This is a genomic window from Streptomyces sp. NBC_00286, from assembly GCF_036173125.1.
In the GTDB taxonomy this organism is placed as follows: Bacteria; Actinomycetota; Actinomycetes; order Streptomycetales; family Streptomycetaceae; genus Streptomyces.
In genome coordinates, this window is the sequence record NZ_CP108054.1 from 1,759,844 (window position 1) to 1,783,270 (window position 23,427).

A 23,427-nucleotide genomic window follows, 5' to 3' on the forward strand; every position below is an offset into this window, starting at 1 on the left:
AGCGCCAAGTGATGGTAAAGAACAGAGGAGTAACCAAGGAGTTGACATGTTTCCTACAGATGTACGGGTCGAATCTTTTCGACTCTTCAAGCGGCTTGACCCTTGACACCCCCATCCCCAAGCTGGGAGCGCTCCCACTGGTTCAAGGCTTGTTGCTCCGCCCCCACATCTCCGAGCCGCAAGGAGAGGAACCAGGACATGGCAGGCAGACAGAGACGCCGTGCGCGGCGATTGTGGACCGCTGTCGTGGCGGCCTTCGCACTCCCCCTCACCACGCTGGCTACAGGATCAACTCCCGCTCAAGCAGCGGCAGTTCAGTGCAGCGTGGACTACAAGACCAATGACTGGGGCTCCGGTTTCACCGCGGAGCTGACCCTCACCAACCGCGGCTCGGAGGCCATCGACGACTGGACGCTGACGTACGACTACACGGGCAACCAGAAGCTCGGCAACGGGTGGAGCGGCACCTGGTCCCAGGCCGGAAAGACCATCACGGTGAAGAGCGCCTCCTTCAACGCGAAGATCGCCTCCGGAGCCGCCGTCACCACCGGCGCGCAGTTCACATACAGCGGCACCAACGCCGCGCCGACCAATTTCACTGTGAACGGCACCCGTTGCGCCGGCGCGCACCAGCCGCCGATCACCGTGCTGACCAGCCCGGCCGCGGGCGCCGTCTACACGCAGGGCGACGAGGTCCCGCTGGCCGCCACCGCCGCGGCGGCCGATGACGCGACGATCAGCAAGGTCGAGTTCTACGACGACACGAAGCTGCTCGGTACGGACACCACGTCGCCGTACACGCTCTCCGTCAACTCCCTTGCTGTCGGCAGTCATTCGCTGGTGGCGAAGGCGTACGACAGCCTGGGCGCCTCGGCGGACTCCACCCCGGTCGGCATCACTGTCGCCTCGGGTCCCGCCGTGGTGGCGTCCCCGGCCCAACTAGGCGTCCGGCAGGGCAAGGCGGGCACGTTCGACGTGAAGCTGTCGACGCAGCCGAGCGCGAACGTGACGGTCTCCACCGCCCGTACGGACGGCAATACGGGCCTGTCGGTCACCGGCGGATCATCGCTCACCTTCACGCCGTCGAACTGGAACACGGCCCAGAAGGTGACCATCACCGCCGCCAACTCGGGTACCGGCTCGGCGACGTTCGAGTCGACGGCCACCGGGCATGCCAAGGCCACGGTCACCGCCACCCAGCTCGCCGCGACCAAGGCGTACGACGAGCGCTTCCTGGAGCTCTACGGCAAGATCACCGACCCGGCGAACGGCTACTTCTCCCCCGAGGGCATCCCGTACCACTCGGTCGAGACGCTGATCGTCGAGGCGCCGGACCACGGCCATGAGACGACGTCGGAGGCGTACAGCTATCTGATCTGGCTGCAGGCCATGTACGGCAAGGTCACCGGCGACTGGACCAGGTTCAACGCCGCGTGGGAGACCATGGAGAAGTTCATGATCCCCACAAAGGCGGACCAGCCGACGAACTCCTTCTACAACGCCTCCAAGCCCGCCACATACGCGCCCGAGCTGGACTCCCCCAGCGAGTACCCGGCGAAGCTCGACCCCGGGGTCTCGGTCGGCCAGGACCCGATCGCCTCTGAGCTGAAGAGCGCGTACGGCACGGACGACATCTACGGCATGCACTGGCTGCAGGACGTCGACAACGTCTACGGCTACGGCAACTCGCCGGGCAAGTGCCAGGCGGGCCCGAGCGACACCGGACCTTCGTACATCAACACCTTCCAGCGCGGTTCGCAGGAGTCGGTGTGGGAGACGGTGCCGCAGCCGACCTGTGACGCCTTCAAGTACGGCGGAAAGAACGGGTACTTGGACCTGTTCACCGGTGACGCCTCCTATGCGAAGCAGTGGAAGTTCACCAACGCGCCGGACGCCGACGCTCGTGCCGTGCAGGCCGCGTACTGGGCCGACATCTGGGCCGAGGAGCAGGGCAAGGGCTCCGAGGTCTCGGCGACGCTCGGCAAGGCCGCGAAGATGGGCGACTATCTGCGCTACGCCATGTACGACAAGTACTTCAAGAAAATCGGCAACTGCGTGGGCCCGTCGACCTGTTCACCCGGCACCGGCAAGGACTCCTCGCACTACCTGCTCAACTGGTACTACTCGTGGGGCGGCGCCACCGACACCTCGGCCGGTTGGTCCTGGCGCATCGGCTCCAGCCACGCCCACGGCGGCTACCAGAACCCCCTGGCCGCGTACGCACTCAGCTCGTACGCCGATCTGAAGCCCAAGTCAGCCACCGGGCAAGCGGATTGGGCCAAGTCGCTCGACCGGCAGCTGGAGTTCTACCGCTGGCTCCAGTCGAACGAGGGCGCCATCGCGGGCGGTGCCACCAACAGCTGGAAGGGCCACTACGCGACCCCGCCGGCCGGAACCCCGACCTTCTACGGCATGTACTACGACGAGAAGCCGGTGTACCACGACCCGCCGTCCAACCAGTGGTTCGGCTTCCAGGCGTGGTCCATGGAGCGGGTCGCCGAGTACTACCAGCAGACGGGTGACGCGGACGCCAAGGTCGTGCTCGACAAGTGGGTCGACTGGGCGCTGTCCAAGACGACGATCAACCCGGACGGCAGCTTCCGGATCCCCAACACGCTCCAGTGGTCGGGTGCGCCCGACACCTGGAACGCGTCAAGTCCCGGTTCCAACAGCGGACTTCATGTCACCGTCGCCGACTACACGAACGATGTCGGGGTGGCCGCCGCGTACGCCAAGACCCTGACGTACTACGCCGACAAGTCCGGGGACACCGAGGCCGCGTCGACCGCGAAGGCGCTGCTCGACGGCATGTGGGCGAACAACCAGGACGCGCTGGGCGTCGCGGTCCCGGAGACCCGCGCCGACTACAACCGCTTCGACGACGCCGTGTACATCCCCAGCGGCTGGACCGGCACGATGCCGAACGGCGACCCGATCAACTCCTCCTCCACCTTCGACTCCATCCGCTCCTTCTACGAAGACGACCCGGCGTGGTCGAAGATCGAGAGCTATCTCGCGGGCGGCGCCGCGCCCACGTTCACGTACCACCGGTTCTGGGCCCAGGCGGACATAGCGCTCGCCATGGGCTCGTACGCGGAGCTCCTCGAATAGCCCCCGTCGCTCCGTGTACAGGGCCCTACCGATGGGGCCCACGGCCGGGCGGACCCCTTCTCCTCCTAGGGGTCCGCCCGGCTCCGCCGCGCCTTTCCTCCACCCCCCGCTCCAGGAGAGGACCCCCACCGTGCGAAGAACCGGAAAAACCGAAAGAATCGGAAGAACCGCCAGAAGGGGCCGCGTTCTCACGGCCGTACTCGCGCTCGCGGCCGGTCTCCTCGCGGGCAGTCCGTCCGCGATGGCGGCCGAGCCGGTCGAAAGGCCGGTGAACGTCGCCGCCGACCCGTACACCTGGAAGAACGCCCGGATCGACGGCGGCGGCTTCGTGCCCGGCATCGTCTTCAACCGGAGCGAGAAGAACCTCGCGTACGCCCGCACCGACATCGGCGGCGCCTACCGCTGGCAGGAGTCCTCGAAGACCTGGATCCCACTGCTCGACTCCATCGGCTGGGACGACTGGGGCCACACCGGCGTCGTCAGCCTCGCCTCGGACTCGGTCGACCCGGACAAGGTGTACGCGGCGGTCGGTACGTACACGAACAGCTGGGACCCGAAGAACGGTGCCGTGCTCAGGTCCGCCGACCGGGGCGCGAGCTGGCAGAAGACCGACCTGCCGTTCAAGCTCGGCGGCAACATGCCCGGCCGTGGCATGGGCGAGCGGCTCGCGGTGGACCCGCACAAGAACAGCGTGCTGTATCTGGGCGCCCCGAGCGGCAAGGGCCTGTGGCGGTCCACGGACTCGGGCGCCTCCTGGTCGCAGGTGACGAACTTCCCCAACGTCGGCAACTACGTGCAGGACCCGAGCGACACCAGCGGCTACGCCTCCGACAACCAGGGCATCGTCTGGGTCACCTTCGACGAGTCGACGGGCAACGGTACGAACGCCACGCAGACGATCTATGTCGGGGTCGCCGACAAGGAGAACGCGGTCTATCGCTCGACCGACGCGGGCGCCACCTGGTCCCGGCTGCCCGGCCAGCCCACCGGATACCTGGCCCACAAGGGCGTGCTGGACGCCGAGAACGGCCACCTCTATCTCGCGTACAGCGACAAGGGCGGCCCGTACGACGGCGGCAAGGGACAGCTGTGGCGGTACGCGACCGGGTCCGGGACCTGGACGAACATCAGCCCGGTGGCCGAGGCCGACACGTACTACGGCTTCAGCGGGCTGACCGTGGACCGGCAGAACCCGGGCACGGTGATGGCGACCGCGTACAGCTCCTGGTGGCCGGACACCCAGATCTTCCGCTCCACGGACAGCGGCGGCACCTGGACGAAGGCCTGGGACTACACGTCGTATCCCAACCGCTCGAACCGCTACACCATGGACGTCTCGTCCTCGCCCTGGCTGACCTGGGGCGCGAACCCCTCGCCGCCCGAGCAGACCCCCAAACTCGGCTGGATGACCGAGGCGTTGGAGATCGACCCGTTCAACCCGGACCGGATGATGTACGGGACGGGCGCCACGATCTACGGCACCGAGGACCTCGGCAAGTGGGACAGCGGGGGTCAGTTCACCATCAAGCCGATGGTGCGGGGCCTGGAGGAGACGGCCGTCAACGACCTCGCCGCTCCCCCGTCCGGCGGAGCCCAACTCCTCAGCGCACTCGGTGACATCGGCGGCTTCCGGCATACGGATCTCACCAAAGTCCCGTCGATGATGTTCACTTCACCGAACTTCACCACGACCACGAGTCTCGACTTCGCCGAGTCGAACCCCGGGATCGTGGTGCGATCCGGGAATCTCGACTCGGGGCCGCATATCGCCTTCTCCACCGACAACGGCGCCAACTGGTTCGCGGGGACGGACCCTTCGGGCGTCTCGGGCGGCGGAACGGTCGCCGCGGCCTCCGACGGCAGCCGCTTCGTATGGAGCCCGGAGGGCGCGGGCATGCACTACGCGACCGGGTTCGGCTCATCATGGTCCGCGTCGAGCGGGATGCCGGCGGGCGCGATCGTGGAGTCCGACCGGGTCGATCCGCGGACCTTCTACGGCTTCAAGTCCGGGAAGTTCTACGTCAGTTCGGACGGCGGCGCCACCTTCACGGCATCGGCCGCGACCGGTCTGCCGAGCGGGGACAGTGTGCGCTTCAAGGCGCTGCCCGGCACGAAGGGCGACATCTGGCTGGCGGGCGGTGCGAGCGACGGCGCGTACGGGCTGTGGCACTCGACGGACGGCGGCGCGAGCTTCACCAAGCTGTCCGGGGTCGAGCAGGCCGACACCATCGGCTTCGGCAAAGCCGCGCCCGGCGCCTCGTACCAGACCCTCTACACCAGCGCCAAGATCGGCGGCATACGCGGCATCTTCCGCTCCACGGACCAGGGTGCGACCTGGACGCGCATCAACGACGACGCGCATCAGTGGGGTTGGACGGGTGCGGCCATCACCGGGGATCCGCGGGTGTATGGGCGGGTGTACGTGTCGACGAACGGGCGCGGGGTCATATACGGGGACACGGCGGGATAGTGGCCGCGTAGATGCCCCGGCCCGGCCCGGCCCGGCCCGCGCGGTGTGCGCGGGCCGGGCCGGGCGGTGAACCGGCAGCCCTCGCTACTCCGCGGACTGGGACAGGTGGGCCTTGGCCTCCTCGTATCCGGCGTCGCCGGTGGCCTCGGCCCGGGTGTAAACCAGGTGCAGTACGCCCGACCCGAAGGTCTTCGAGGAGAGCAGGCGCAGCGGGATCGTGGTGTCGGACTCGTCGAAGAGGCGCATTCCGTGGCGTACGGCGATGGGGTGGACCAGTAGGTGCAGCTCGTCCAGGAGGCCGGCGGCCAGCAGTTGGCGTACGACGGAGATCGAGCCGCTCAGGGAGATGCCCCCGCCTGGCTCGTTCTTCAGCGCGGTGACGGTTTCGATGAGGTCGCCCTGGAGCTGCTCGGAGTTCCGCCAGGTGAACTCGAGCTTCTGATGCGAGGCCACGATCTTGCGTACGTCACCGAGGATCTTCGCGAAACCGGCGTCCTCCCCGCCCTCCGCCTCACGCTCGGGCCACGCCCCCGCGAAGCTGTCGTACGTCTTGCGACCGAACAGGATGGTGTCGACCCCGTCGAACAGCGAGCCGACGGCGGCCCCCATGTCGTCGTCGAAGTACGGGAAGTGCCACTGGTCGGGGGCTTCTACGACGCCGTCGAGCGAGATGAACAGGCCTGCGGTGATCTTCCTCATGGTGATTCCTTCCGAAGAGCTGCTTAGTGAAGTTGTCTCTGTAGACCGTGGGAGCCGGGTGAACTCATCGGTGCTCAGCGTGCCAGTACGACGTGGTGGAAATCCCGGCAATACGGAAGGGGCCCCGCGACGGACGCGGGACCCCTCCGATGCCTCAGGTGTGCCGGGCGCTCAGGGTGCGTAGACGGTCGGGCGAGGAGCCGTCGCCATGCCGCTGCCGATGTGGAAGCTGGGGTGCGGCGGCTGGTTGTAGGCGGTGTTCTGCCATGCAAGCGCGACGCGGTACATCGGGTCGTGCAGCAAGGTGGTGATCTTCGTGCTGGTCTGGTGCGGGGTCGAGTAGATACGCAACGCCCGGTTGTCCGCGGTGCGCCAGACGACCTCCTCGCGCCAGTCGCCGAGGATGTCGCCGGAGAGCGCCGGAGTCGCCTTGGTGCCGTTGTTGGAGGCGACGGAGGCTCCGGTCAGCAGCCGGGTGTCACCGCTGGTGCCGTATTTGTCGATGCGGGTGCCGTCGAGGAGTTCGCGGGTGGTGTCGCCGTCCCACCAGTTCACGAAGTTGATGCTGGACGGCTCGCGGCCGAGCGAGGAGCCGCCGGCCGAGCGGAGCGTGGTGTCGGCGGCGGACCAGGACTCGGCACCGGCCGAACCCGCGTGGATGTCGGCGGAGACACCGCGGCCGTTGTCGGAGCCGGAGGCGGTCTGCCACAGGATCTGTCCGGTGCGCGCGTCGGCCATCCAGGAACCGGGCTTGGAGCTGTCCTCGGACACCTTGAAGTACTCGAGTCCCGAGCGGGACGGGTTGAGGTCGCCGACATGACCGGCGTCCCCGTGGCCGAGCTTGGTCGTCCACAGGCCGTGCCCGTTGTCGTCCACGGTCATCGCGCCGTACACGATCTCGTCCTTGCCGTCGCCGTCCACGTCCGCGATGGACAGGCTGTGGTTCCCCTGACCGTCGTAACCCTTGCCGGTGTTGGTCGAGGAGTTGGTGTCGAAGGTCCAGCGGCGCGTGAACTGGCCGTTGCGCCAGTCCCAGGCCGCGATCACCGAGCGCGTGTAGTAGCCGCGGGCCATGATCAGCGAGGGCCGCTCGCCGTCCAGGTAGGCCGTGCCGGCGAGGAAGCGGTCGACGCGGTTGCCGTACGAGTCGCCCCACGAGGCGACGTTGCCGCGCGCCGGAACGTAGTCGACCGTCTGCATCGCCTTGCCGGTCTGCCCGTTGAACATGGTCAGGAACTCGGGCCCGGACAGCACGTACCCGCCGGAGTTGCGGTGGTCGGTGGACGCGCTGCCGATCACCGCGCCGGTGCCGTCCCGTGTGCCGTCCGCGGTCTTCATGGCGACTTCGGCCTTGCCGTCACCGTCGTAGTCGTACACCTGGAACTGCGTGTAGTGCGCGCCCGAGCGGATGTTACGGCCCAGGTCGATGCGCCACAGGCGGGTGCCGTCCATCTTGATGCCGTCGACGATGGTGTTGCCGGTGACGCCGGACTGCGAGTTGTCCTTGGCGTTGGTCGGCTGCCACTTCAGTACGAAGTCGAGGGCGCCGTCGCCGTCGAGGTCGCCGACGGAGGCGTCGTTGGCCTCGTAGGTGTAGCCGGAGCCGCCCGCCGGGGGCGTGATCGGCACGTCCTTGTATCCGCTGCGGAACTGGATGGCGTGCTCCGAGAAGCCCTGCTCGACACCGTCCACGATTGCGCGGACCCGGTAGTCGGCGGAGTTGGGGGCGCCGGAGTGGAAGTAGTTCGTGGAGCCGGTGATCGGGGACGAGTTGACCTTCGTGTCGCCCCGGTAGACGTTGAACGACACGTTGCCCGGGTCGGTGGCCAGCCAGCGCCAGCTGACCAGGTTGCCGCTGCCGGTGTGGACGCTGACGACGCCCCGGTCGAGTCCTTCGACCTGCCGGGCGACCGCGGCCTCGGCCGACGTCACGTTGAACGCGGTGATCCCGGTGGCGGCCAGGGTCCCGGTGACGAGGGTGGCGAGCAGCAGTCGGAGCTTCTTGCGTCTGCGATGCGGGTGCCGCACGGTGACGTACCTCCTGGGTGGGGGCAGAGGGGTTCCACTCCTCAGTCGCCGCCAGGGGTACGGGAGTTGCCGCCTATGTCAGCCGGGTACGGCAGCCGGTGCTTCAGGCCTCGCGCGGCTTCGGCTTCGGCTTCGGCTTCGGCTTCGGCTTCGGCTTCGGCTTCGGCTTCGGCTTCGGCTTCGGCTTCGGCTTCGGCTTCCGGAACGAGCGGAGCTTGAACTCCGGTTCCGGGCGCGGGACATGCTGGTCCGGGAGTTCCTCCAAGCGGGAGGCGAGTTGTTCGGTGAGGGGGGCGCCGGGGCGGAGGAGGGTGTACCAGCCGCGGCGTACGTCGGCGGCTGCCTGGGCAGGGGTGCGGCCCTGGCCGCGGCCTCGGAAGCTCGAGCGGGCCGCCGGGATCAGGCCGCTGTCGGTGGCGAAGCGCGCCACCAGGGCGACCTCGTCGCGGGCGGCGCGGCGGGGGCGGGGGGCCATGACGGCGTCGATATCGCTGCGCACGTCGTGGGCGGCGGCCTTGTCGACGGTGGTGACGAAGACGCCACCCGGCCGCAGCACACGGGCCGCCTCGGCTACCACGAGGGCCGCGTCGTCCAGCAGATGCAGCAGCCAGATCGCCGAGACGGCGTCGAACGAGGCGTCGGGGAAAGGGAGTTGGCGGCAGTCGGCGCGTACGAGGCGGCCGGGCACCTGGGCGGCGGCCCGGCTCAGCATTCCGTACGCGGCGTCCACTCCCGTCACGTCGAGGCCTGCCGCCGCCAGGCGCCGGGTCACCGTGCCGGTGCCGCAGGCGAGGTCGAGCAGGGTGCGGGTGCCCTCGGGGAGCAGTCCGAGTACGGCGCTCGCGGCCTCGGCGGCACGGGGCTCGCCGCCACGGAGCGCGTCGTATCGCTCGGCCTCCTCGTTGTAGTCGAATACCAGCGTGCTCAACGTGCACCGTGCCCGGAGGCGAGCTCCTCGACCCGGCGCGCCAGCTCGATGTCCTTCTCGGTGACCGCGCCGCCCACGCTGTGCGTGTTCACGGTGAGCGAGACGGAGTGGTAGCCGAGGGTGAGGTCGGAGTGGTGGTCCAGCTCGTCCTGCACCTGCGCGATGTGCACGACCAGCGCGGCCGCCGCGAAGTGCGAGCCGAGCCGGTAGGAGCGGGCGATCCGGTCCCCGTCGAGCGACCAGCCCGGCAACTCGGCGAGCCGTTCCTCGATGTCCTTCTGCGAGAGCGGTTCGAGGGGCATGGCTGTGCTCCGTTCCGTCGTCCCGTAACGTCCGGTTCTCTCAGCGTGCCACAGGCAGCCTGTTCCGGGCCTGGTCAGGGGGTGCACGCGGGGCGGTCGGCGGGTGGATCCGGCCGCGCGGGAGCGGGTACGGGCGGCGTCCTGCCCGACTCACCTCCCCCTCCTCTCACGTCACTCCGGTGGCCGCCCGGGACCGGTCCTCGGCTACGGTCGTCGCATGGCCACTGCCCCGACCACTGCCTCGGCATCCGCATCCGCCTCCGCCTCCGCTTCGGCCGACCGTGGAATCGGGCCCCTGTTGCGCGGCTGGCGCGAACAGCGCCGCGTGAGCCAGCTGGAGCTGGCGCTGCGTGCCGGTTCCTCAGCACGGCACATCAGCTTCATCGAAACGGGCCGCTCCCGCCCGAGCGAGGAAATGGTGCTGCGCCTGGCCGAGCACCTGGACATCCCCGTACGAGAGCGCAACTCCCTTCTCCTGGCCGCCGGTTACGCACCCCACTACCCGGAAACCCCGCTCGACAACCCGGCCATGGACGCACTGCGAGAGGGCCTGGAACGGCTGATCCAGGGCTACGAGCCCTACCCGGCCTTCGTCGTGGACGCCACATACAACGTGGTCGCCGCCAACCAGGGCATCACGCTGCTGTTCAACGACCTCCCCGAGCACCTGCTCACCCCTCCGCTGAACGCCCTACGGCTGACCCTGCACCCGGAGGGCCTGGCACCGAGAATCCGCAACCTGCGCGCATGGCGCGGCCACCTCCTGGCCCAGATGGAACGGGACATCGCCCTACGCCGCTCGGACGCACTGCGCACGCTGTACGAGGAGGTGGCGGCGTATCCACACCCCTCCCCGGAGGCAGACCCCTCCCCGGAGCACGGCGAGGGGCCCGGGGAACCGTTCGCCTTCGCCCTGCCGATGCAGATCGAGCACGACGGCCGCGTACTGTCCTTCATCTCGTCCATCTCAACCTTCAACACCCCCATGGACGTGACGGTCGCCGAGTTGGCCATAGAGACACTGCTCCCGGCCGACCCGGCGACGGGCAAGTACCTTCAGTCACTGATGTCCTGACGCCCAGTCATCCCCAGTCAGCGCCTCTGCACGGCTCGCAGTGCCGCGTACTGCAATCCCGCGAACCCCGCCACGACCAGCGCCTGTACCGGGATGTACACCGCCCCCGTGGTGGTCGGCGACAGCCACACGGCGAGTGCGAGGAAACTCAGGGTCGTCCAGGCGAGGTTGAGCTCGATCACCGCTCGGACTGGGAGGGTCGGCGGCTGTGGGCGCGAGGCCAGGAGGCCGACGCCCGCCGCGTACGCCGTGAGGAACAGGCCGAGGGTGAGCAGCAGGCCGGAGTCGATGCCGAGCAGTCGGCCCATGGGGCCGGACGCTACGACGTAGGCGATGCCGTTCGCGCCGGTTCCCGCCGCGTCCAAGGCCAGGAAGCGGCGCAGCATGGTGTGCGGTTCGGGCGTGCGGGCCAGGGCGGCGAGCTGGGTTGCGGACATGGCGGATCAGCCTCCGTCGAGGTCGGGAAGGGGTGGTGGGACCCGGCTCCCGGGCCGGAGTGCGCCGGCCCGGGAACCAGTACGCCCACCATGCGTGGCGGTGTGGGCCGTGGTCGATTACGTGCGAGGTAATGCGCGCGGTAATCAGGTGCCCCCGATCCCGTGTTGGTTTCCCGCCGACGTGGCAGACTTCTTGCGTTGCTCGGCGCGTGGGGAGGCGTGGCGTGAGTGAACGGCGTCCGGCGCCGACCGTCGGTCAGGTGGTGTTGGGAAGAAGACTTCAGGAACTGCGCGAGTCGTGCGGGCTGCGGCGGGACGAAGCGGCCCAGATTCTGCGGGTCACGGCAGCGACCATCCGGCGGATGGAGATGGCCGAGGTCGCGCTGAAGATCCCGTACGCACAGGTGCTGCTGTCCACGTACGGCGTGCCCGACGACGAGATCGCGGCCTTCGTCGCGCTGGCCGAGGAGGCGAATCAGCCCGGCTGGTGGCAACGCTTCCACGACGTACTGCCGGACTGGTTCAGCCTGCATGTGAGCCTGGAGGGCGCGGCCTCACTGATCCGGTCGTACGAGCCGCACTTCGTGCCGGGGCTGCTACAGACCGAGGAGTACGCGCGTGCCGTCCTGGAGGCGGGAACGGTGGGGCAGACCCGGCCCAGTGATGTCGAACGGCATGTGTCGTTGCGGCTGGAGCGGCAGAAACTGCTGACCCGCGAGCATCCGCCCCGACTGTGGGTGATCATGGACGAAACCGTCCTGCTGCGGCCGGTGTGCATGCGGGGCGAGGTGATGCGCGAGCAACTGGAACGGCTTCTGGCCCTCACCGAGAACGACCACATCACCTTGCAGATCGCCGAGTTCGCACGCGGGCCGCATCCAGGGACGTACGCGCCCTTCACACTGTTCCGCTTCGCGGAACCGGAGCTGCCCGACATGGTCTACAGCGAGTATCTGACCGGCGCGCTCTACCTCGACTCGCGCCGGGAGGTCGCCGCACACCTCGAGGTACTCGACCACATGACGACGCGCGCGGCCACGGCCCAGCGGACGCGACAGCTGATCGAGAAGCGGCGGGACGACTTCTGAGGCGGCAGGGCTGGACGCTCCGGCTCCCGCCATGCGCCAAGGTGCAGCACGCGACGGGCCTCTACGGCCTCAGCGGCGCAGGTCGTCGCGGTGATGCTCGGCGCTCCCCCGCACTGCGGGCATTGGCCCATCACGGCCGGCTCGCCGAGCGATCAGGTATGCAGGGTGGGCCGGTAAATGAGTTCTTGGATGTGGCCGTCGAGTGTCCGGTGCTCGAGCAGTTCGAGGTCGAAGTCGGCCGCGCCCTGGAAGATCGGGGCCGCCCCGGTCTGACCGGTGATGACGGGGAAGAGTGTCACCTGGACGCGGTCGACGAGACCTGCGGCCATCAGCGCCCGGTTCATCGCCAGGCTGCCGTGCGAGCGCAACGGCACCTCGGACTCCTCCTTGAGCCGGGCGACGACGTCGACGGCATCGCCGCTCATAACGTTCGCATCCGGCCAGTCGAGGGGTTCTGTCAGTGTGGACGACACCACCGTTGCCGGGAGGCTTCTCATCCGGGTGACCCAGGGGTCACGTACCTCGGACTCCTCGGTGCTCGAGCCAGCATCTCCGCGAACGCCCGGTAGGTGTTGGCTCCGAAGACCATTCGCTGCTCCTCGCGGTACAGGGCGAGGCGGTGGTCGAGGAGTTCGGGGCCTTGCTTGCCCCAGTAGCCGGTCCAGTTGCCGCCGGCGGAGCCGTAGCCGTCGAGACTGGAAAAGACGTCGAAGGTGTAGGTGGCGGTCATGATGTTCTCCTCGAGTGCGGTTGATCGCATGTCGGAGATACAGACCGGGAGCCACGGCGAAACTCATCGCTCTTGGGTTCGTGGGGTCCGGCCGCTCCGGATGGGGCCGGGGAGTGGAGCGCCGCGTCGGGGCACGCCATCGCCATCTCACGGAGTGCCCCGCTACAACCGCTTCGTCGAGGGACTGCTCGGGCCCCCACCACGGGCTGAGTGGTACCGGACCCAGACGCGCTACGCCGCGCCCCCCTTCTTGTCCCCGCCCTCCCTCTCGTCGTCCACGATCTCCGCGTCGACCACGCCCTCCTCGTCCGAGGCTGTCGATGTGGGCTGTTCGGTGCCGGGGTGCTCGTCCTCCGGAGGGGACTGCTGGGTTTGGGCGTACATGGCCTGGCCCATTTTCTGGCTGACCGAGGCGAGTTTTTCGACGCCGGAGCGCAGGGCGGCGGTGTCGGCGCCCTCGCGGTCCTCCAGGAGGGTTTTGAGTTCGGTGATCGCGGACTCCACCTCCGACTTGGTGTCGGCGGGGATCCGTTCCTCGTTGTCGCGGAGGAAGCGCTCGGTCTGGTAGACGAGTTGCTCGGCCTGGTTTCGGGTCTCGGCGGCCTCGCGGCGCCTGCGGTCCTCGTCGGCGTACTGTTCCGCCTCACGCATCATGCGGTCGATGTCCTCCTTGGGGAGGGCCGAGCCGCCGGTCACCGTCATCTTCTGCTCGCGGCCCGTCGCGAGGTCCTTCGCCGAGACGTGCATGATCCCGTTGGCGTCGATGTCGAAGGCGACCTCGATCTGCGGCACCCCGCGCGGCGCGGGCGGCAGGCCCGTGAGGTCGAAGACGCCGAGTTTCTTGTTGTAGGCGGCGATCTCGCGCTCGCCCTGGAAGACCTGGATGCCGACCGAGGGCTGGTTGTCCGTGGCGGTGGTGAAGATCTCCGAACGCCGGGTGGGAATGGTCGTGTTGCGCTCGATCAGCTTCGTCATGATGCCGCCCTTGGTCTCGATGCCCAGGGACAGCGGGGTGACATCGAGGAGCAGTACGTCCTTCACGTCGCCGCGGATGACGCCCGCCTGAAGGGCCGCACCCAGGGCCACGACCTCATCGGGGTTGACTCCCTTGTGCGGGTCCTTGCCGGTGAGTTCCTTGACGAGTTCGGTCACCGCGGGCATCCGGGTGGAGCCGCCGACGAGGATGACGTGGTCGACGGCGGAGAGCTTGATGCCCGCGTCCTTGACCGCCTGGTCGAAGGGGGTCTTGCAGCGGTCGAGCAGGTCACTTGTCATTTCCTGGAACTGGGCGCGCGTCAGCTTCTCGTCGAGGTGCAGCGGGCCTTCGGCGGAAGCGGTGATGTAGGGCAGGTTGATAGTTGTCTCGGTGGAGGAGGACAGCTCGATCTTGGCTTTTTCCGCACCTTCGCGCAGCCGCTGGAGCGCCATCTTGTCGTTGCCGAGGTCGATGCCGTACGAGCCCTTGAACCGTTTGACCAGGTGCTCGACGATCCTCTGGTCCCAGTCGTCGCCGCCGAGGTGGGTGTCGCCGTTGGTGGCCTTGACTTCGATGACGCCGTCGCCGATCTCCAGGAGCGAGACGTCGAAGGTGCCGCCGCCCAGGTCGAAGACCAGGACGGTCTGCTCCTCGCCGCGGTCGAGCCCGTACGCGAGGGCCGCGGCCGTCGGCTCGTTGATGATCCGCAGCACCTTGAGGCCCGCGATCTCGCCGGCCTCCTTGGTGGCCTGGCGCTGCGCGTCGTCGAAGTAGGCGGGCACGGTGATCACGGCGTCCGTGACGTCCTCGCCGAGATAGGCCTCGGCGTCCCGCTTCAGCTTCTGCAGCACACGGGCCGACAGCTCCTGCGCGCGGTAGCGGGTCCCGTCGATGTCGCCCTTCTCCGGGAAGCGCCAACTCCCGTCGCCCATGTGCCGCTTCACGGAGCGCGCGGTGCGCTCGACGTTCGTCACGGCCTGCCGCTTGGCGACCTCGCCGACGAGGACCTCACCGTTCTTGGCGAAGGCCACGACGGACGGCGTCGTCCGCGCGCCCTCGGCGTTGGCGACGACCGTGGGCTCACCGCCCTCCAGGACGGCCACCACGGAGTTCGTGGTACCGAGATCGATCCCAACCGCTCGTGCCATCTTCGTCCCCTTCCACCCGGGCGCTTCCCGCCCACCATCACAAAACTTGAGTGCGCTCTTGTCAACACCAGGTACCCCGTAGACGCCTACCCCGCACCTGGAGCGGCACCCGGAAAACGACGATGCCGCGCCCTACCGGAGGAGCGCGGCATCGAGGAGTGCTTACGACCGTCAGGAGTCCTTACGACCGTCAGGCCAGCTCGGCCGTCAGCGTGATCGTGGTGCCGGTGAGGGCCTGGCTCACCGGGCAGTTCTTCTTGGCGTCCTCGGCCGCCGCGGCGAAGCCGTCCGCGTCCAGGCCCGGCACCTCGCCCTGGACGGTGATGTGGATGCCGGTGATGCCCTCGCCGGGCTGGAAGGTCACGTCGGCCTTCGTCTCGAGGCGGGTGGGCGGGGTGCCGGCGCCGGTCAGGCCGTGCGACAGGGCCATGGAGAAGCAGCTGGAGTGGGCGGCGGCGATGAGCTCCTCCGGGCTGGTCTTGCCGTTCGCGGCCTCGGCCCGCGACGGCCACGACACCGGCTGCGAACCGATGCCGGAGGAGTCGAAGGTGACGGTGCCGCTGCCCTTGAGCAGTTCGCCCTCCCAAACGGTGTGGGCGGTACGCGTGGTTGCCACGATGTGTCCTTTCGATGGGTCCCTGGATCGGTCCGTACGCCCCATCCGATCACATCCATGCCCGGTGCAGTCGGAGGGTCCGGTCAAGAGCCGTTGAACGGCAGGTAAGCACACGGCCGGAGCTCCTCCAACTCCCGTCAGGCCGCCCGCTGATCACGACGGGCCGGCAGCGGGATCTGCGGGCCCGCGGCCTCCCGCAGCCAGCGCCGCAGGACACGGTGCACCTGCTCGGCGCCGATGAGTTCCGCCCCCTCCGCGCAGGGCGGCGAGAGGTCGAGGGGCGACAGCAGGAACGCCTCGCCCTGCGCGCCGCCGAGTCCGCCGTGGGAGCCGATCTGCTCCTCGAAGGCGAGGACTTCGCCGTCCTGGGGCTCGTATGCGGAGTTGACCATGATGTCGGCGGCGTGCGGGAAGGAGTGCGTGCGGCGTACGGCGGCTGCCGCGGCGGGGCCGAAGTCGGCGAGCGGGCCCGGGTTCTCCTCCAGTTCGTCCACGGGGATCTCCACGCCGTGCGCGCCGAGGACGAGGCCGCCGTGCCGCTCGCTCCTGACGAGGACGAAGCCGATGCCGGGGTGGTTGGCGAGCGTGGACAGCAGCGCCGGGTGGCGCTCGTCGATCTCCTCGCGGCTCATCCGGTGCGGTACGTCCGGGAAGGACACCAGGCCCAGGTTGCCGGACGCCAGCACGATGGGCTCCGAGCGGCGACGGGACGGGCGGTGCTGTTCGCCGCCCTCCTCGACGGGCCGGTGCAGCGCGGCCCGTACGGTGGCCCGGGCCTCGGCGCCGCTGTGCGTGCGCCGCGCCTTGCGGGGCACGGGCAGTCCGCAGCCGGCCCTGACGAGTTCGCCGAGGGCGAGTCCGTAGCGGGCGCGGAAGGTCTCGCCGGGGCTCTGGCCGTGGTCGGACAGGACGACGATGCGGTACGCGCGCGGGGCGTGCTCGGCGACCTTCGCGATCAGGGCAAGGGAGCGGTCCAGGCGGCCCAGGACCTTCTCGGCGTCGCGGCTGTACGGGCCCGAGTGGTGGGCCACTTCGTCGTACGCGACCAGGTCCGCGTAGACGGCGGCGCGTCCGGCGAGCATGTCGCCGATCACGGCGGCGACGACGACGTCCCGCTCGACGACGGTCGCGAAGGCGCGGATGAAGGGGTACAGGCCGCCGCGTTTGACGCGGGGACGCTGCTTCCTGAGGCGGGCGCGGGTGGACTCGCCGATCTCGCGGCCGACGTCGGCGACGAACGACATGGCGGTACGGACGGCGTTGGCGGGGTCGGAGAAATACGCGAAGTAGCCCGCCCGCGAACGGTTCTCCTTCCCCCGCCGCGCCGCCACGGACAGCACCAGGGCGAGCTGGTCGGCGCCGCCGCTGAAGAGGTTGCCGCGGCTGGCGCCGTCCAGGGTGAGCAAGCCGCCGTCGCCGGTGCGCTCGATGGCCCGGCGCTGGAGTTCGGCGGCACTGGTGGGCCGGTTGCAGACCATCACCTCCCGGCTCTCCTTCTCGTACCAGCGGAAGGCGGGGATGTCGTGGTTGGAACCGTGCAGGATGCCGAGCTGGCTGGCACCGGTCTGGCTGGACCAGTCGGTGCGCCAGAGGGTGAGGCGGTGAGTGGGGCGCCCGGCCCGCTCGGCCTCGCGCTCGCCGTCACGCCCGCGCCCGCTGTCACGCCCGCGCTCGCCCTCGGTTTCGCCGCTGCCGAGCCAGGCGGCGACCGTGGGCATCAGACCCCGCCCGACCGCGTCCAGCAGTACGTCATGTCCTACGCCGTCGAGCTGAAGAAAAACCGTGCCGGGAGTCGACGACCCGCCCTCTCCCAACTCCCCCGTGCGACGCCGGTCCGCCAGGCGGTACAGCCTCCTCCGGTACGCGTCGTCGTCCCGGACCGCGAGAGCCGCACCGGTGGCCGAGGCAACCGCGGACATCACCGCGGCGACCACGACGGCGGTCTCCGGGGCGACCTCACCCCGTCCTGACGGATTGAAGCGCAGGACGACGAGGAGCAGCGAACCGTTGAGGAAGAAGACCAGCAGTCCGAGGACGAGGGCGGGCACCAGGAGGAAGGCCCGGACGAGGATAGGCCACACCAGGGCCGAGAGCAGACCGAAGCCTCCGGCGCCGACCGCGGCGGCGACGGTGATCCGGGTGGCGCTCTCTCCGTCGGCCGACTGAATGCGGAAGTCCGGCAGGATCCCGGCGAGCACCAGCATGGTGACGGTGGAGACGGCCCACACCGCGATACTCCGCAGGACGGCGCTGCCCAGCCGCCGCCATCGCCTGTCGCCCACGCCCACCTCCCCTTGCCGAAGTTCGCTCCCCAGATTGTCACAACGGGTGAGGGCACACGGACGTTCGCAGACAGAGGGTGAACGCCCGCGGATCAGCGCCCGTCGTACCCCGCCGTCGGCATCGACAGCCGACGATGGACCGACGCCTTCATCTGCGCGTCGTACGCCGGTTCCGCGTGCCCGACCGTCTCGATGCGTACGCCTCTCCGGGCGCACTCCGCGGTGAACTCGTCGACCGAGGCGAGCGCCCGCTCCAGCACCCGGCGGCTGGGCGCGACGAACAGATCGACGCGTCCCGCCTCGACGTCCTCCCAGAGCGCGCAGTGGTCGGGGCGCAGTCCGCGTACGAGGAGTTCCCGGGTGATGACGTATCCGCGCTCGGCGGCCCAGCGCGCGCACATGGCGTGCTGGCTGCGTGAGTCCACCAGGAAGGGATCGGCGTCCAGTTCCTCGAGCGGCGTCAGACTGGCGATGGCCGTGACGCGAAGCAGGCCGGAGGCGCTGCGCGTGTCTCCCATGGTGTCCCCCTCACCTCCGGTTTCGCCGCTGACCCTACCTCTGCCCGTAGGCTCTGGGGAGTCGCGCGAAGGGAGCAAAGGGGGTGCCGGTGGAGATCACCTGGTGGGGTCACGCGACCTGCACGGTCCAGGACTCGGGCGTGCGCCTGCTGACCGACCCGTTGTTCGCACGTCGGCTGGCTCATCTGCGCCGGCGCCGTGGGGGTACGCCCCCACCCGAGGCGGCGCTCGCGGACGCGGCCCTGGTCTCGCATCTGCACGCCGATCATCTGCACGTTCCCTCACTGGCGCGGCTCGCCGCGGGCACCCGGGTGCTGCTGCCGAGGGGCGCCACACGCGCCGTGCCCGGGCTGCGCAGGCTCGGCCATCTACGGCTCACGGAGGTCGCCCCCGGCGACGAGACACGGGTCGGTGACCTGGTCGTACGGGCTGTCCCCGCACGCCACGACGGACGGCGGCTGCCACTCGGGCCGCACCGTGCGCCCGCCCTCGGCTATGTCGTCGAGGGCGAGGGGCGGACGTACTTCGCCGGGGACACCGGCCTGTTCGAGGAGATGGCCAAGGAGGTCGGGCCCGTTGACGTGGCACTGCTGCCGGTCGGCGGCTGGGGGCCGTATCTCGGGGAGGGGCATCTGGACGCCGGACGGGCCGCCGAGGCGCTGGCCCGGCTGCTGCCGGGCAGCGCGGTGCCGGTGCACTACGGCACGTACTGGCCGATCGGCATGGACGCCGTGCGCCCCCATGAATTCCATGCGCCGGGCCCGGAGTTCATGCGCCTGGCGCGCGAGAGGGCGCCCGAGGTGGCGGTGCATCTCCTGAAGCACGGCGAGAGCGTACGGCCGGAGGTCGCGCGGTGATCCTGTCCACGGCGGCCACGGTGCCGCCGGAGACGACCCAACAGGCGGTCGGCTACCCGTCGTTGTTCCTGCTGGTGCTGATCGGGGCGCTGGTGCCCGTGGTGCCCACGGGCGCTCTGGTGAGTTCGGCCGCGGTGGTGGCCTTCCATCAGACGGCGCCGTTCTCGCTGCTGATCGTGTTCGTGGTGGCGTCGTTCGCGGCCTTCCTCGGTGACGTGGCGCTGTACTGGCTCGGGAAGCGCGGGATGGGGTCGAAGAACGGCTCACGCTGGTTGCAGGCGCTGCGTGAACGCGCCCCGGAAGACCGCCTCAAGCAAGCGCAGGAGCGGCTCGACACGCACGGCGTGACCGTGCTGGTGGTGTCGCGGCTGGTCCCGGCGGGGCGGATTCCGGTGATGCTGGCATGCCTGATGGCCCGGATGCCGATGCGGCAGTTCATACGGGGGGATATGCCGGCCTGCCTCGCGTGGGCGGTGACATATCAACTCATCGGCATCCTGGGGGGTTCGCTGTTCAAGGAGCCCTGGGAGGGTGTCGTTGCGGCGGTGGTGCTGACGCTGGTGATCAGTGGGGCGCCGAGCGTGTGGCGCAGGGTGCGCAAGTCCGCGGCGTAAGTCCGTGGCCTGAGCGGTGCGTTCAGGCCAGAATCCGGGAGCCCCCCACCGGCAGATCCCACAGGTCCTCGCGCGCCAGACCCGCCCCCTCCCAAGCCGCCCGGACCCGCGTCAGCGGCTCGAGCACCGGCTCCGCCGACAGTACGAACGTCGCCCAGTGCATCGGCGCCATCCGCCTGGCCCCGACGTCCTGAGCCGCGCGGACCGCCTCCTCCGGGTCGCAGTGAACATCGCTGAGCCACCAGCGAGGCTCGTACGCGCCGATCGGGAGGAGGGCCAGGTCGATACCGGGGTAGCGGTCGCCGATCCGCTCGAACCAGTGGCCGTAGCCGGTGTCGCCCGCGAAGTAGACACGTCGACCGTCCGGTGCGGTGAGGAGCCAGCCTCCCCACAGGGTGCGGCAGGTGTCGTGGAGGCTGCGCTTGGACCAGTGGTGGGCGGGGACGAAGTCGAAGCGGACCCCGCCCGCCCGTCTCCCACCACCGCCCTCAACCGAGGCGCCTGCGGCGCCGCCCCTCGGATGCAGTTCGGCCGCCTCCCACCAGTCGAGCTCGGTGACACAGGTGAAGCGGCGGCGCCGGAACCAGCCGCCGAGCGCGGCGGGAACGAACACGGGGGTGTCCCGCGGGAGCCTGCGCAGGGTCGGGGCGTCAAGGTGGTCGTAGTGGTTGTGGCTGATGACGACCGCGTCGATACGCGGCAATTCGCTCCAGGGCACGCCAACGGGCGTGACCCGGGCGGGAGTTCCGAGGATCTTGCGCGACCAGACCGGGTCGGTGAGAACGGTGAGCCCGCCGATCTGGATCACCCAGCTCGCGTGCCCGGCCCAGGAGACGGCGACGGTGTCCGCGTCCACGCGCGGCAGCGGGACAGGCTCGTACGGCAGCCGGGGTATGTCGACGAGACCTTCGGGTCCCGGCCGCAGCGCGCCCTCGCGGGCGAAACGGGCGAAGCCCCTGAGGCCCGGCAGCGGATCGGTCAGCCGGTCGAGGAAGGACCGCGGCCAGACGCGCCGCTCGCCGAGCGGGCGGGGCGCGGCGAGCGGCGTTCCCGTACTGCCGACGGGCATGGAGGAGGACACCGGCTCATCGGCGTCCGTAGACGGGGATGACGGGGATGACGGGGATACGGACGTGATGGTCGTCGAGGTCGACTCGTACTGCTGCGTCTCTGACTGCTGCGTCTCGGACTGTTGCGTCATCGAGGGGACTCCCATCGCCGGGCGTCGTCGCGGAGATCGTCGAATACCGATCCCAGCAGAGTCAACGCACTTTCCACATGCGGCAATTCCAGAGGTTCCGGTGACATGAGGGACGCCGTGCGCTCCTCATCAGTTGATCCGAGGAGCGGGCCGGTGGCCAGGCGGACGCGCAGGGCGCCGAGGTCGTCGCCGAAGCGGTGGCCGCCGGGGGCGGGCATGCCGAGGCGGGCGGTGAGGAAGTCCTCCAGTTCCTGTGCGTCTCCCACGCCGTACTCGGTGAGGGCGGGCCGCAGCGGGCCCAGATCCGCGTACAGATGGCGCCCCGCCTGCGGGGGCCGGGCGAGGGCACCCCCCGTCACCACGGCATGGTGCGCGGCGGCGGCCACGCGCGCGTGCAGCCGTACGGCCGCGGTGAGCCGCAGGCTGATCTCCTCGGGTTCGCGGAGCGCGTACGTGGCTGCTTCGGCGACCGGCGTCGCCAGGCGGGCGCCGAGCGCGGTCAGCACGTCGAGGACGCGGTCGCGCAGGTGGGCGCCGGTGTCGGTGTCGGGGAAACGGGCCAGGGCGGCAGGCCAGCCGGGCGGCAGGAACGGGCCCGCCAAGTCGGTCATCACGGTGACCCGGTCGGGGAGCATCTCGGCGGGGCTCAGCAGAACCGTGTCGTGCGGCTCGTGCAGGGTGTCGCGCCAGGTCTCGTCGCTGATCAGGTGCAGTCCCTCGCCCGCGGCGGCCTCGATGGTCTCGTGGACCACTTCGGGTGGGGCGACGGTGGCGGTGGGGTCGTCGGCGACGGAGAGCACCAGCAGCCGCGGGTCGCCGCCCTCGGCGCGCACTCGGCGGACGGTTTCCAGGAGGGCGTACGGGTCGGGGACGCCTCCGCACTCGGCGGATGTCGCCACATGGAACACGGAGGTGCCGAGCAGCCGGGCCGTGGGCCGCCACCAGGCGGCGCAGGGGCGCGGCACCAGGACATCGCCGCCGAGTGCGGCGGTCAGGGCGAGGAGCAGGGCCGGGGCGCCGGGGGCCGCGGCCGTCCGGTGACGCTCGGCGGGCAGTCCACGCCGGGCCCAGTACGCGCAGGCCGCGTCCAGGAGCCGGGGGCCGCCGCCGGTGGGTTCGGTGTGCGCACCGGCCGCGGCGGCGGCGAGGCCGGGCGGGACCGGCAGCCCCTGGCCGGGTAGCGGTGGGCCGTAACGGACGGGGCCGTGCCCTTCCGGATCCGTCCGCCGCATGGTCGCCTCCGCGCAGGGGTTCGTGGTTCCTACGGTGCTCAGTTGTGGCTCTGAGCAGTGAGTACCCACCGTCACGCGTCGTCAACTCAGCGGTTGGCGGATGGCTCCCTGCGCAGCAGCCTGTGTACGGCGGCGCCGAGTGCGCCCGCGATGAGGAGCCCGCCGGCGGCGAGGGCGGCCGGGGAGTCGGTGAATGCGCCGCCCTTGCCCGCGCGGACGCCGTGCGGGTGGTGGGAGCCGTCTCGTGTCACCGTGAACGTCGCGCTCCACTCGGCCTCCTTGCCGCCGGGGGGCGCCGGGCAGGCGCCGTCGACGCTCCACTCGTCGGTCCGGCCTTCTTTGCCGCCTCCGCCCTTCTCGAAGTTCGCGGCGGACGCGATACGGGCGGTGCCGGTGTAGGCGGGGGCTGCCGCCTTGTCCTTGCCCTCGACCAGGTGGAGCTTGGCGGTGCCGTGCTCGAAGGCCTGGGAGTGGGCGTCGATGCTCTTGGGTGCGGGTCCGCCGAGTGCTCCGCAGGAGACGGAGATGGTGACGGTGTCGCCGGGGGCGACTGTACGGGGGGTTACCTCGGCGACCGGGGCCGTTGCCGAGGCGCTCGGTGAGGCGCCGGGCGCCTTCTCGGTGGACGTCCCGGACCAGTCGTCGGTTTTCGTCCCGGGCGACGTCCCGGACCAGTCGTCGGCCGGCGTCCCGGGCGACGCACCGGCCGAGTCCTCCGCCGACGTCCCGGCCGATTCCTCGGCCCACGGGTCGGTGGACTTCTCCGCCAACTCGTCGGACGGCTCTTCGTCCGGGATCGGAGGCGCGTCCGTCGGCTCCTCTTCCGGGACCCAGGCGGGGCCTCTGGCCGACTCGTCGGCGGGGACGTCTGCCGACTCGTCGGCCGGGACTGTGGCCCGTTCCTGGGCCGGGACCCTGGCCCGTTCCTCGATCGAGGCTGCGGCCGATGCGGCGGTGCCCAGGCCTACGGCCATTACGGCGGTGGCGGTGACTGCGGTGGAGAGGGCGCGGGCTGTGGGGCGCATGGGCTGGGCTCCTTCGGCCTGAGGCGGGGCCTTCCGCGCCCCCGGGGGCCGCGGAGGAGGGGCACAGCCTTCGTGCCCCGTAGCCCATCA

Annotated in this window: 18 protein-coding genes and 1 pseudogene; 6 read left to right on the top strand and 13 right to left on the bottom strand. The window is 70.0% G+C overall.

The window, feature by feature from the left end:
- The first annotated feature begins 198 nt into the window (after positions 1–198).
- The gene (locus OHT21_RS07970; protein ID WP_328767548.1) at positions 199–3,111 is read left to right on the top strand and encodes a glycoside hydrolase family 48 protein; all 2,913 of its coding nucleotides are present in this window, start codon (positions 199–201) and stop codon (positions 3,109–3,111) included.
- A 241-nt stretch (positions 3,112–3,352) separates the two neighbouring features.
- Entirely contained in the window at positions 3,353–5,581 is a 2,229-nt protein-coding gene (locus OHT21_RS07975; RefSeq protein ID WP_328767549.1) for a xyloglucanase, read from the top strand.
- An 84-nt stretch (positions 5,582–5,665) separates the two neighbouring features.
- On the opposite strand, the gene OHT21_RS07980 is transcribed toward OHT21_RS07975, so the two are convergent.
- From OHT21_RS07980 to OHT21_RS07995, 4 genes are all read right to left on the bottom strand, one after another.
- Positions 5,666–6,280, bottom strand: coding sequence for a dihydrofolate reductase family protein (locus tag OHT21_RS07980; RefSeq protein WP_328767550.1), 615 nt, complete (start codon positions 6,278–6,280; stop codon positions 5,666–5,668).
- 171 nt (positions 6,281–6,451) lie between these two features.
- Complete coding sequence (locus OHT21_RS07985; RefSeq protein ID WP_328767551.1) at positions 6,452–8,308, bottom strand: rhamnogalacturonan lyase; 1,857 nt, start codon at positions 8,306–8,308, stop codon at positions 6,452–6,454.
- 103 nt (positions 8,309–8,411) lie between these two features.
- Positions 8,412–9,236: a class I SAM-dependent methyltransferase gene (locus OHT21_RS07990; protein ID WP_328767552.1), complete on the bottom strand. Its 825-nt coding sequence runs from the start codon at positions 9,234–9,236 to the stop codon at positions 8,412–8,414.
- A complete protein-coding gene (locus OHT21_RS07995) occupies positions 9,233–9,538 on the bottom strand; it encodes a 4a-hydroxytetrahydrobiopterin dehydratase (RefSeq protein ID WP_328767553.1) in 306 nt (101 codons plus the stop codon). Before OHT21_RS07995 ends, OHT21_RS07990 begins: the two co-directional genes overlap by 4 nt.
- Before the next feature lie 217 nt (positions 9,539–9,755).
- On the opposite strand from OHT21_RS07995, the gene OHT21_RS08000 reads away from it, so the two are divergent.
- Positions 9,756–10,613 (top strand): helix-turn-helix domain-containing protein, encoded by an 858-nt coding sequence (locus tag OHT21_RS08000; RefSeq protein WP_328767554.1) that lies wholly within the window; start codon positions 9,756–9,758, stop codon positions 10,611–10,613.
- A 17-nt stretch (positions 10,614–10,630) separates the two neighbouring features.
- On the opposite strand, the gene OHT21_RS08005 is transcribed toward OHT21_RS08000, so the two are convergent.
- Complete coding sequence (locus OHT21_RS08005) at positions 10,631–11,050, bottom strand: hypothetical protein (protein ID WP_328767555.1); 420 nt, start codon at positions 11,048–11,050, stop codon at positions 10,631–10,633.
- 224 nt (positions 11,051–11,274) lie between these two features.
- Between OHT21_RS08005 and OHT21_RS08010 the strand changes: the two genes are divergently transcribed.
- Complete coding sequence (locus OHT21_RS08010) at positions 11,275–12,138, top strand: helix-turn-helix domain-containing protein (protein ID WP_328767556.1); 864 nt, start codon at positions 11,275–11,277, stop codon at positions 12,136–12,138.
- A gap of 152 nt (positions 12,139–12,290) precedes the next feature.
- Here the strand turns inward: OHT21_RS08010 and OHT21_RS08015 are convergent.
- The 5 genes and pseudogenes from OHT21_RS08015 to OHT21_RS08035 all read right to left on the bottom strand — a co-directional run bounded on the left by OHT21_RS08015 (position 12,291) and on the right by OHT21_RS08035 (position 18,408).
- Positions 12,291–12,868, bottom strand: a pseudogene (locus OHT21_RS08015) (dihydrofolate reductase family protein).
- A gap of 231 nt (positions 12,869–13,099) precedes the next feature.
- Positions 13,100–14,992 (bottom strand): molecular chaperone DnaK, encoded by a 1,893-nt coding sequence (dnaK, locus tag OHT21_RS08020; protein ID WP_328767557.1) that lies wholly within the window; start codon positions 14,990–14,992, stop codon positions 13,100–13,102.
- 190 nt (positions 14,993–15,182) lie between these two features.
- Positions 15,183–15,608, bottom strand: a complete 426-nt coding sequence (locus tag OHT21_RS08025) for an OsmC family protein (protein WP_033320259.1) — start codon at positions 15,606–15,608, stop codon at positions 15,183–15,185.
- A 137-nt stretch (positions 15,609–15,745) separates the two neighbouring features.
- Positions 15,746–17,836: a phage holin family protein gene (locus tag OHT21_RS08030; protein WP_443050620.1), complete on the bottom strand. Its 2,091-nt coding sequence runs from the start codon at positions 17,834–17,836 to the stop codon at positions 15,746–15,748.
- Between the two features lie 146 nt (positions 17,837–17,982).
- Positions 17,983–18,408 (bottom strand): hypothetical protein, encoded by a 426-nt coding sequence (locus OHT21_RS08035; protein ID WP_328767559.1) that lies wholly within the window; start codon positions 18,406–18,408, stop codon positions 17,983–17,985.
- Between the two features lie 83 nt (positions 18,409–18,491).
- Here OHT21_RS08035 and OHT21_RS08040 point away from each other — a divergent pair, with 83 nt between their 5' ends.
- Positions 18,492–19,265 (top strand): MBL fold metallo-hydrolase, encoded by a 774-nt coding sequence (locus tag OHT21_RS08040; protein ID WP_328767560.1) that lies wholly within the window; start codon positions 18,492–18,494, stop codon positions 19,263–19,265.
- Entirely contained in the window at positions 19,262–19,879 is a 618-nt protein-coding gene (locus OHT21_RS08045; protein WP_328767561.1) for a DedA family protein, read from the top strand. The genes OHT21_RS08040 and OHT21_RS08045 overlap by 4 nt, the downstream gene beginning before the upstream one ends.
- A gap of 22 nt (positions 19,880–19,901) precedes the next feature.
- Here the strand turns inward: OHT21_RS08045 and OHT21_RS08050 are convergent, their stop codons facing one another.
- From OHT21_RS08050 to OHT21_RS08060, 3 genes are all read right to left on the bottom strand, one after another.
- Positions 19,902–21,080 carry an MBL fold metallo-hydrolase gene (locus tag OHT21_RS08050; RefSeq protein WP_328767562.1) on the bottom strand — a complete coding sequence of 393 codons (1,179 nt, stop codon included), beginning with the start codon at positions 21,078–21,080 and terminating at the stop codon, positions 19,902–19,904.
- Positions 21,077–22,312 (bottom strand): aminotransferase class I/II-fold pyridoxal phosphate-dependent enzyme, encoded by a 1,236-nt coding sequence (locus OHT21_RS08055; RefSeq protein ID WP_328767563.1) that lies wholly within the window; start codon positions 22,310–22,312, stop codon positions 21,077–21,079. The genes OHT21_RS08050 and OHT21_RS08055 overlap by 4 nt, the downstream gene beginning before the upstream one ends.
- An 86-nt stretch (positions 22,313–22,398) precedes the next feature.
- Positions 22,399–23,337 carry a hypothetical protein gene (locus tag OHT21_RS08060; protein WP_328767564.1) on the bottom strand — a complete coding sequence of 313 codons (939 nt, stop codon included), beginning with the start codon at positions 23,335–23,337 and terminating at the stop codon, positions 22,399–22,401.
- Positions 23,338–23,427 lie beyond the last annotated feature (90 nt).

What these genes read in the sequence shown, in the direction of transcription:
- OHT21_RS07970 (WP_328767548.1), top strand. Translation starts at nt 199, where the DNA reads ATGGCAGGCAGACAGAGACGCCGTGCGCGGCGATTGTGGACCGCTGTC.
- OHT21_RS07975 (WP_328767549.1), top strand. Translation starts at nt 3,353, where the DNA reads ATGGCGGCCGAGCCGGTCGAAAGGCCGGTGAACGTCGCCGCCGACCCG.
- OHT21_RS07980 (WP_328767550.1), bottom strand. Translation starts at nt 6,280, where the DNA reads ATGAGGAAGATCACCGCAGGCCTGTTCATCTCGCTCGACGGCGTCGTA.
- OHT21_RS07995 (WP_328767553.1), bottom strand. Translation starts at nt 9,538, where the DNA reads ATGCCCCTCGAACCGCTCTCGCAGAAGGACATCGAGGAACGGCTCGCC.
- OHT21_RS08000 (WP_328767554.1), top strand. Translation starts at nt 9,756, where the DNA reads ATGGCCACTGCCCCGACCACTGCCTCGGCATCCGCATCCGCCTCCGCC.
- OHT21_RS08005 (WP_328767555.1), bottom strand. Translation starts at nt 11,050, where the DNA reads ATGTCCGCAACCCAGCTCGCCGCCCTGGCCCGCACGCCCGAACCGCAC.
- dnaK (WP_328767557.1), bottom strand. Translation starts at nt 14,992, where the DNA reads ATGGCACGAGCGGTTGGGATCGATCTCGGTACCACGAACTCCGTGGTG.
- OHT21_RS08035 (WP_328767559.1), bottom strand. Translation starts at nt 18,408, where the DNA reads ATGGGAGACACGCGCAGCGCCTCCGGCCTGCTTCGCGTCACGGCCATC.
- OHT21_RS08050 (WP_328767562.1), bottom strand. Translation starts at nt 21,080, where the DNA reads ATGACGCAACAGTCCGAGACGCAGCAGTCAGAGACGCAGCAGTACGAG.
- OHT21_RS08055 (WP_328767563.1), bottom strand. Translation starts at nt 22,312, where the DNA reads ATGCGGCGGACGGATCCGGAAGGGCACGGCCCCGTCCGTTACGGCCCA.
- OHT21_RS08060 (WP_328767564.1), bottom strand. Translation starts at nt 23,337, where the DNA reads ATGCGCCCCACAGCCCGCGCCCTCTCCACCGCAGTCACCGCCACCGCC.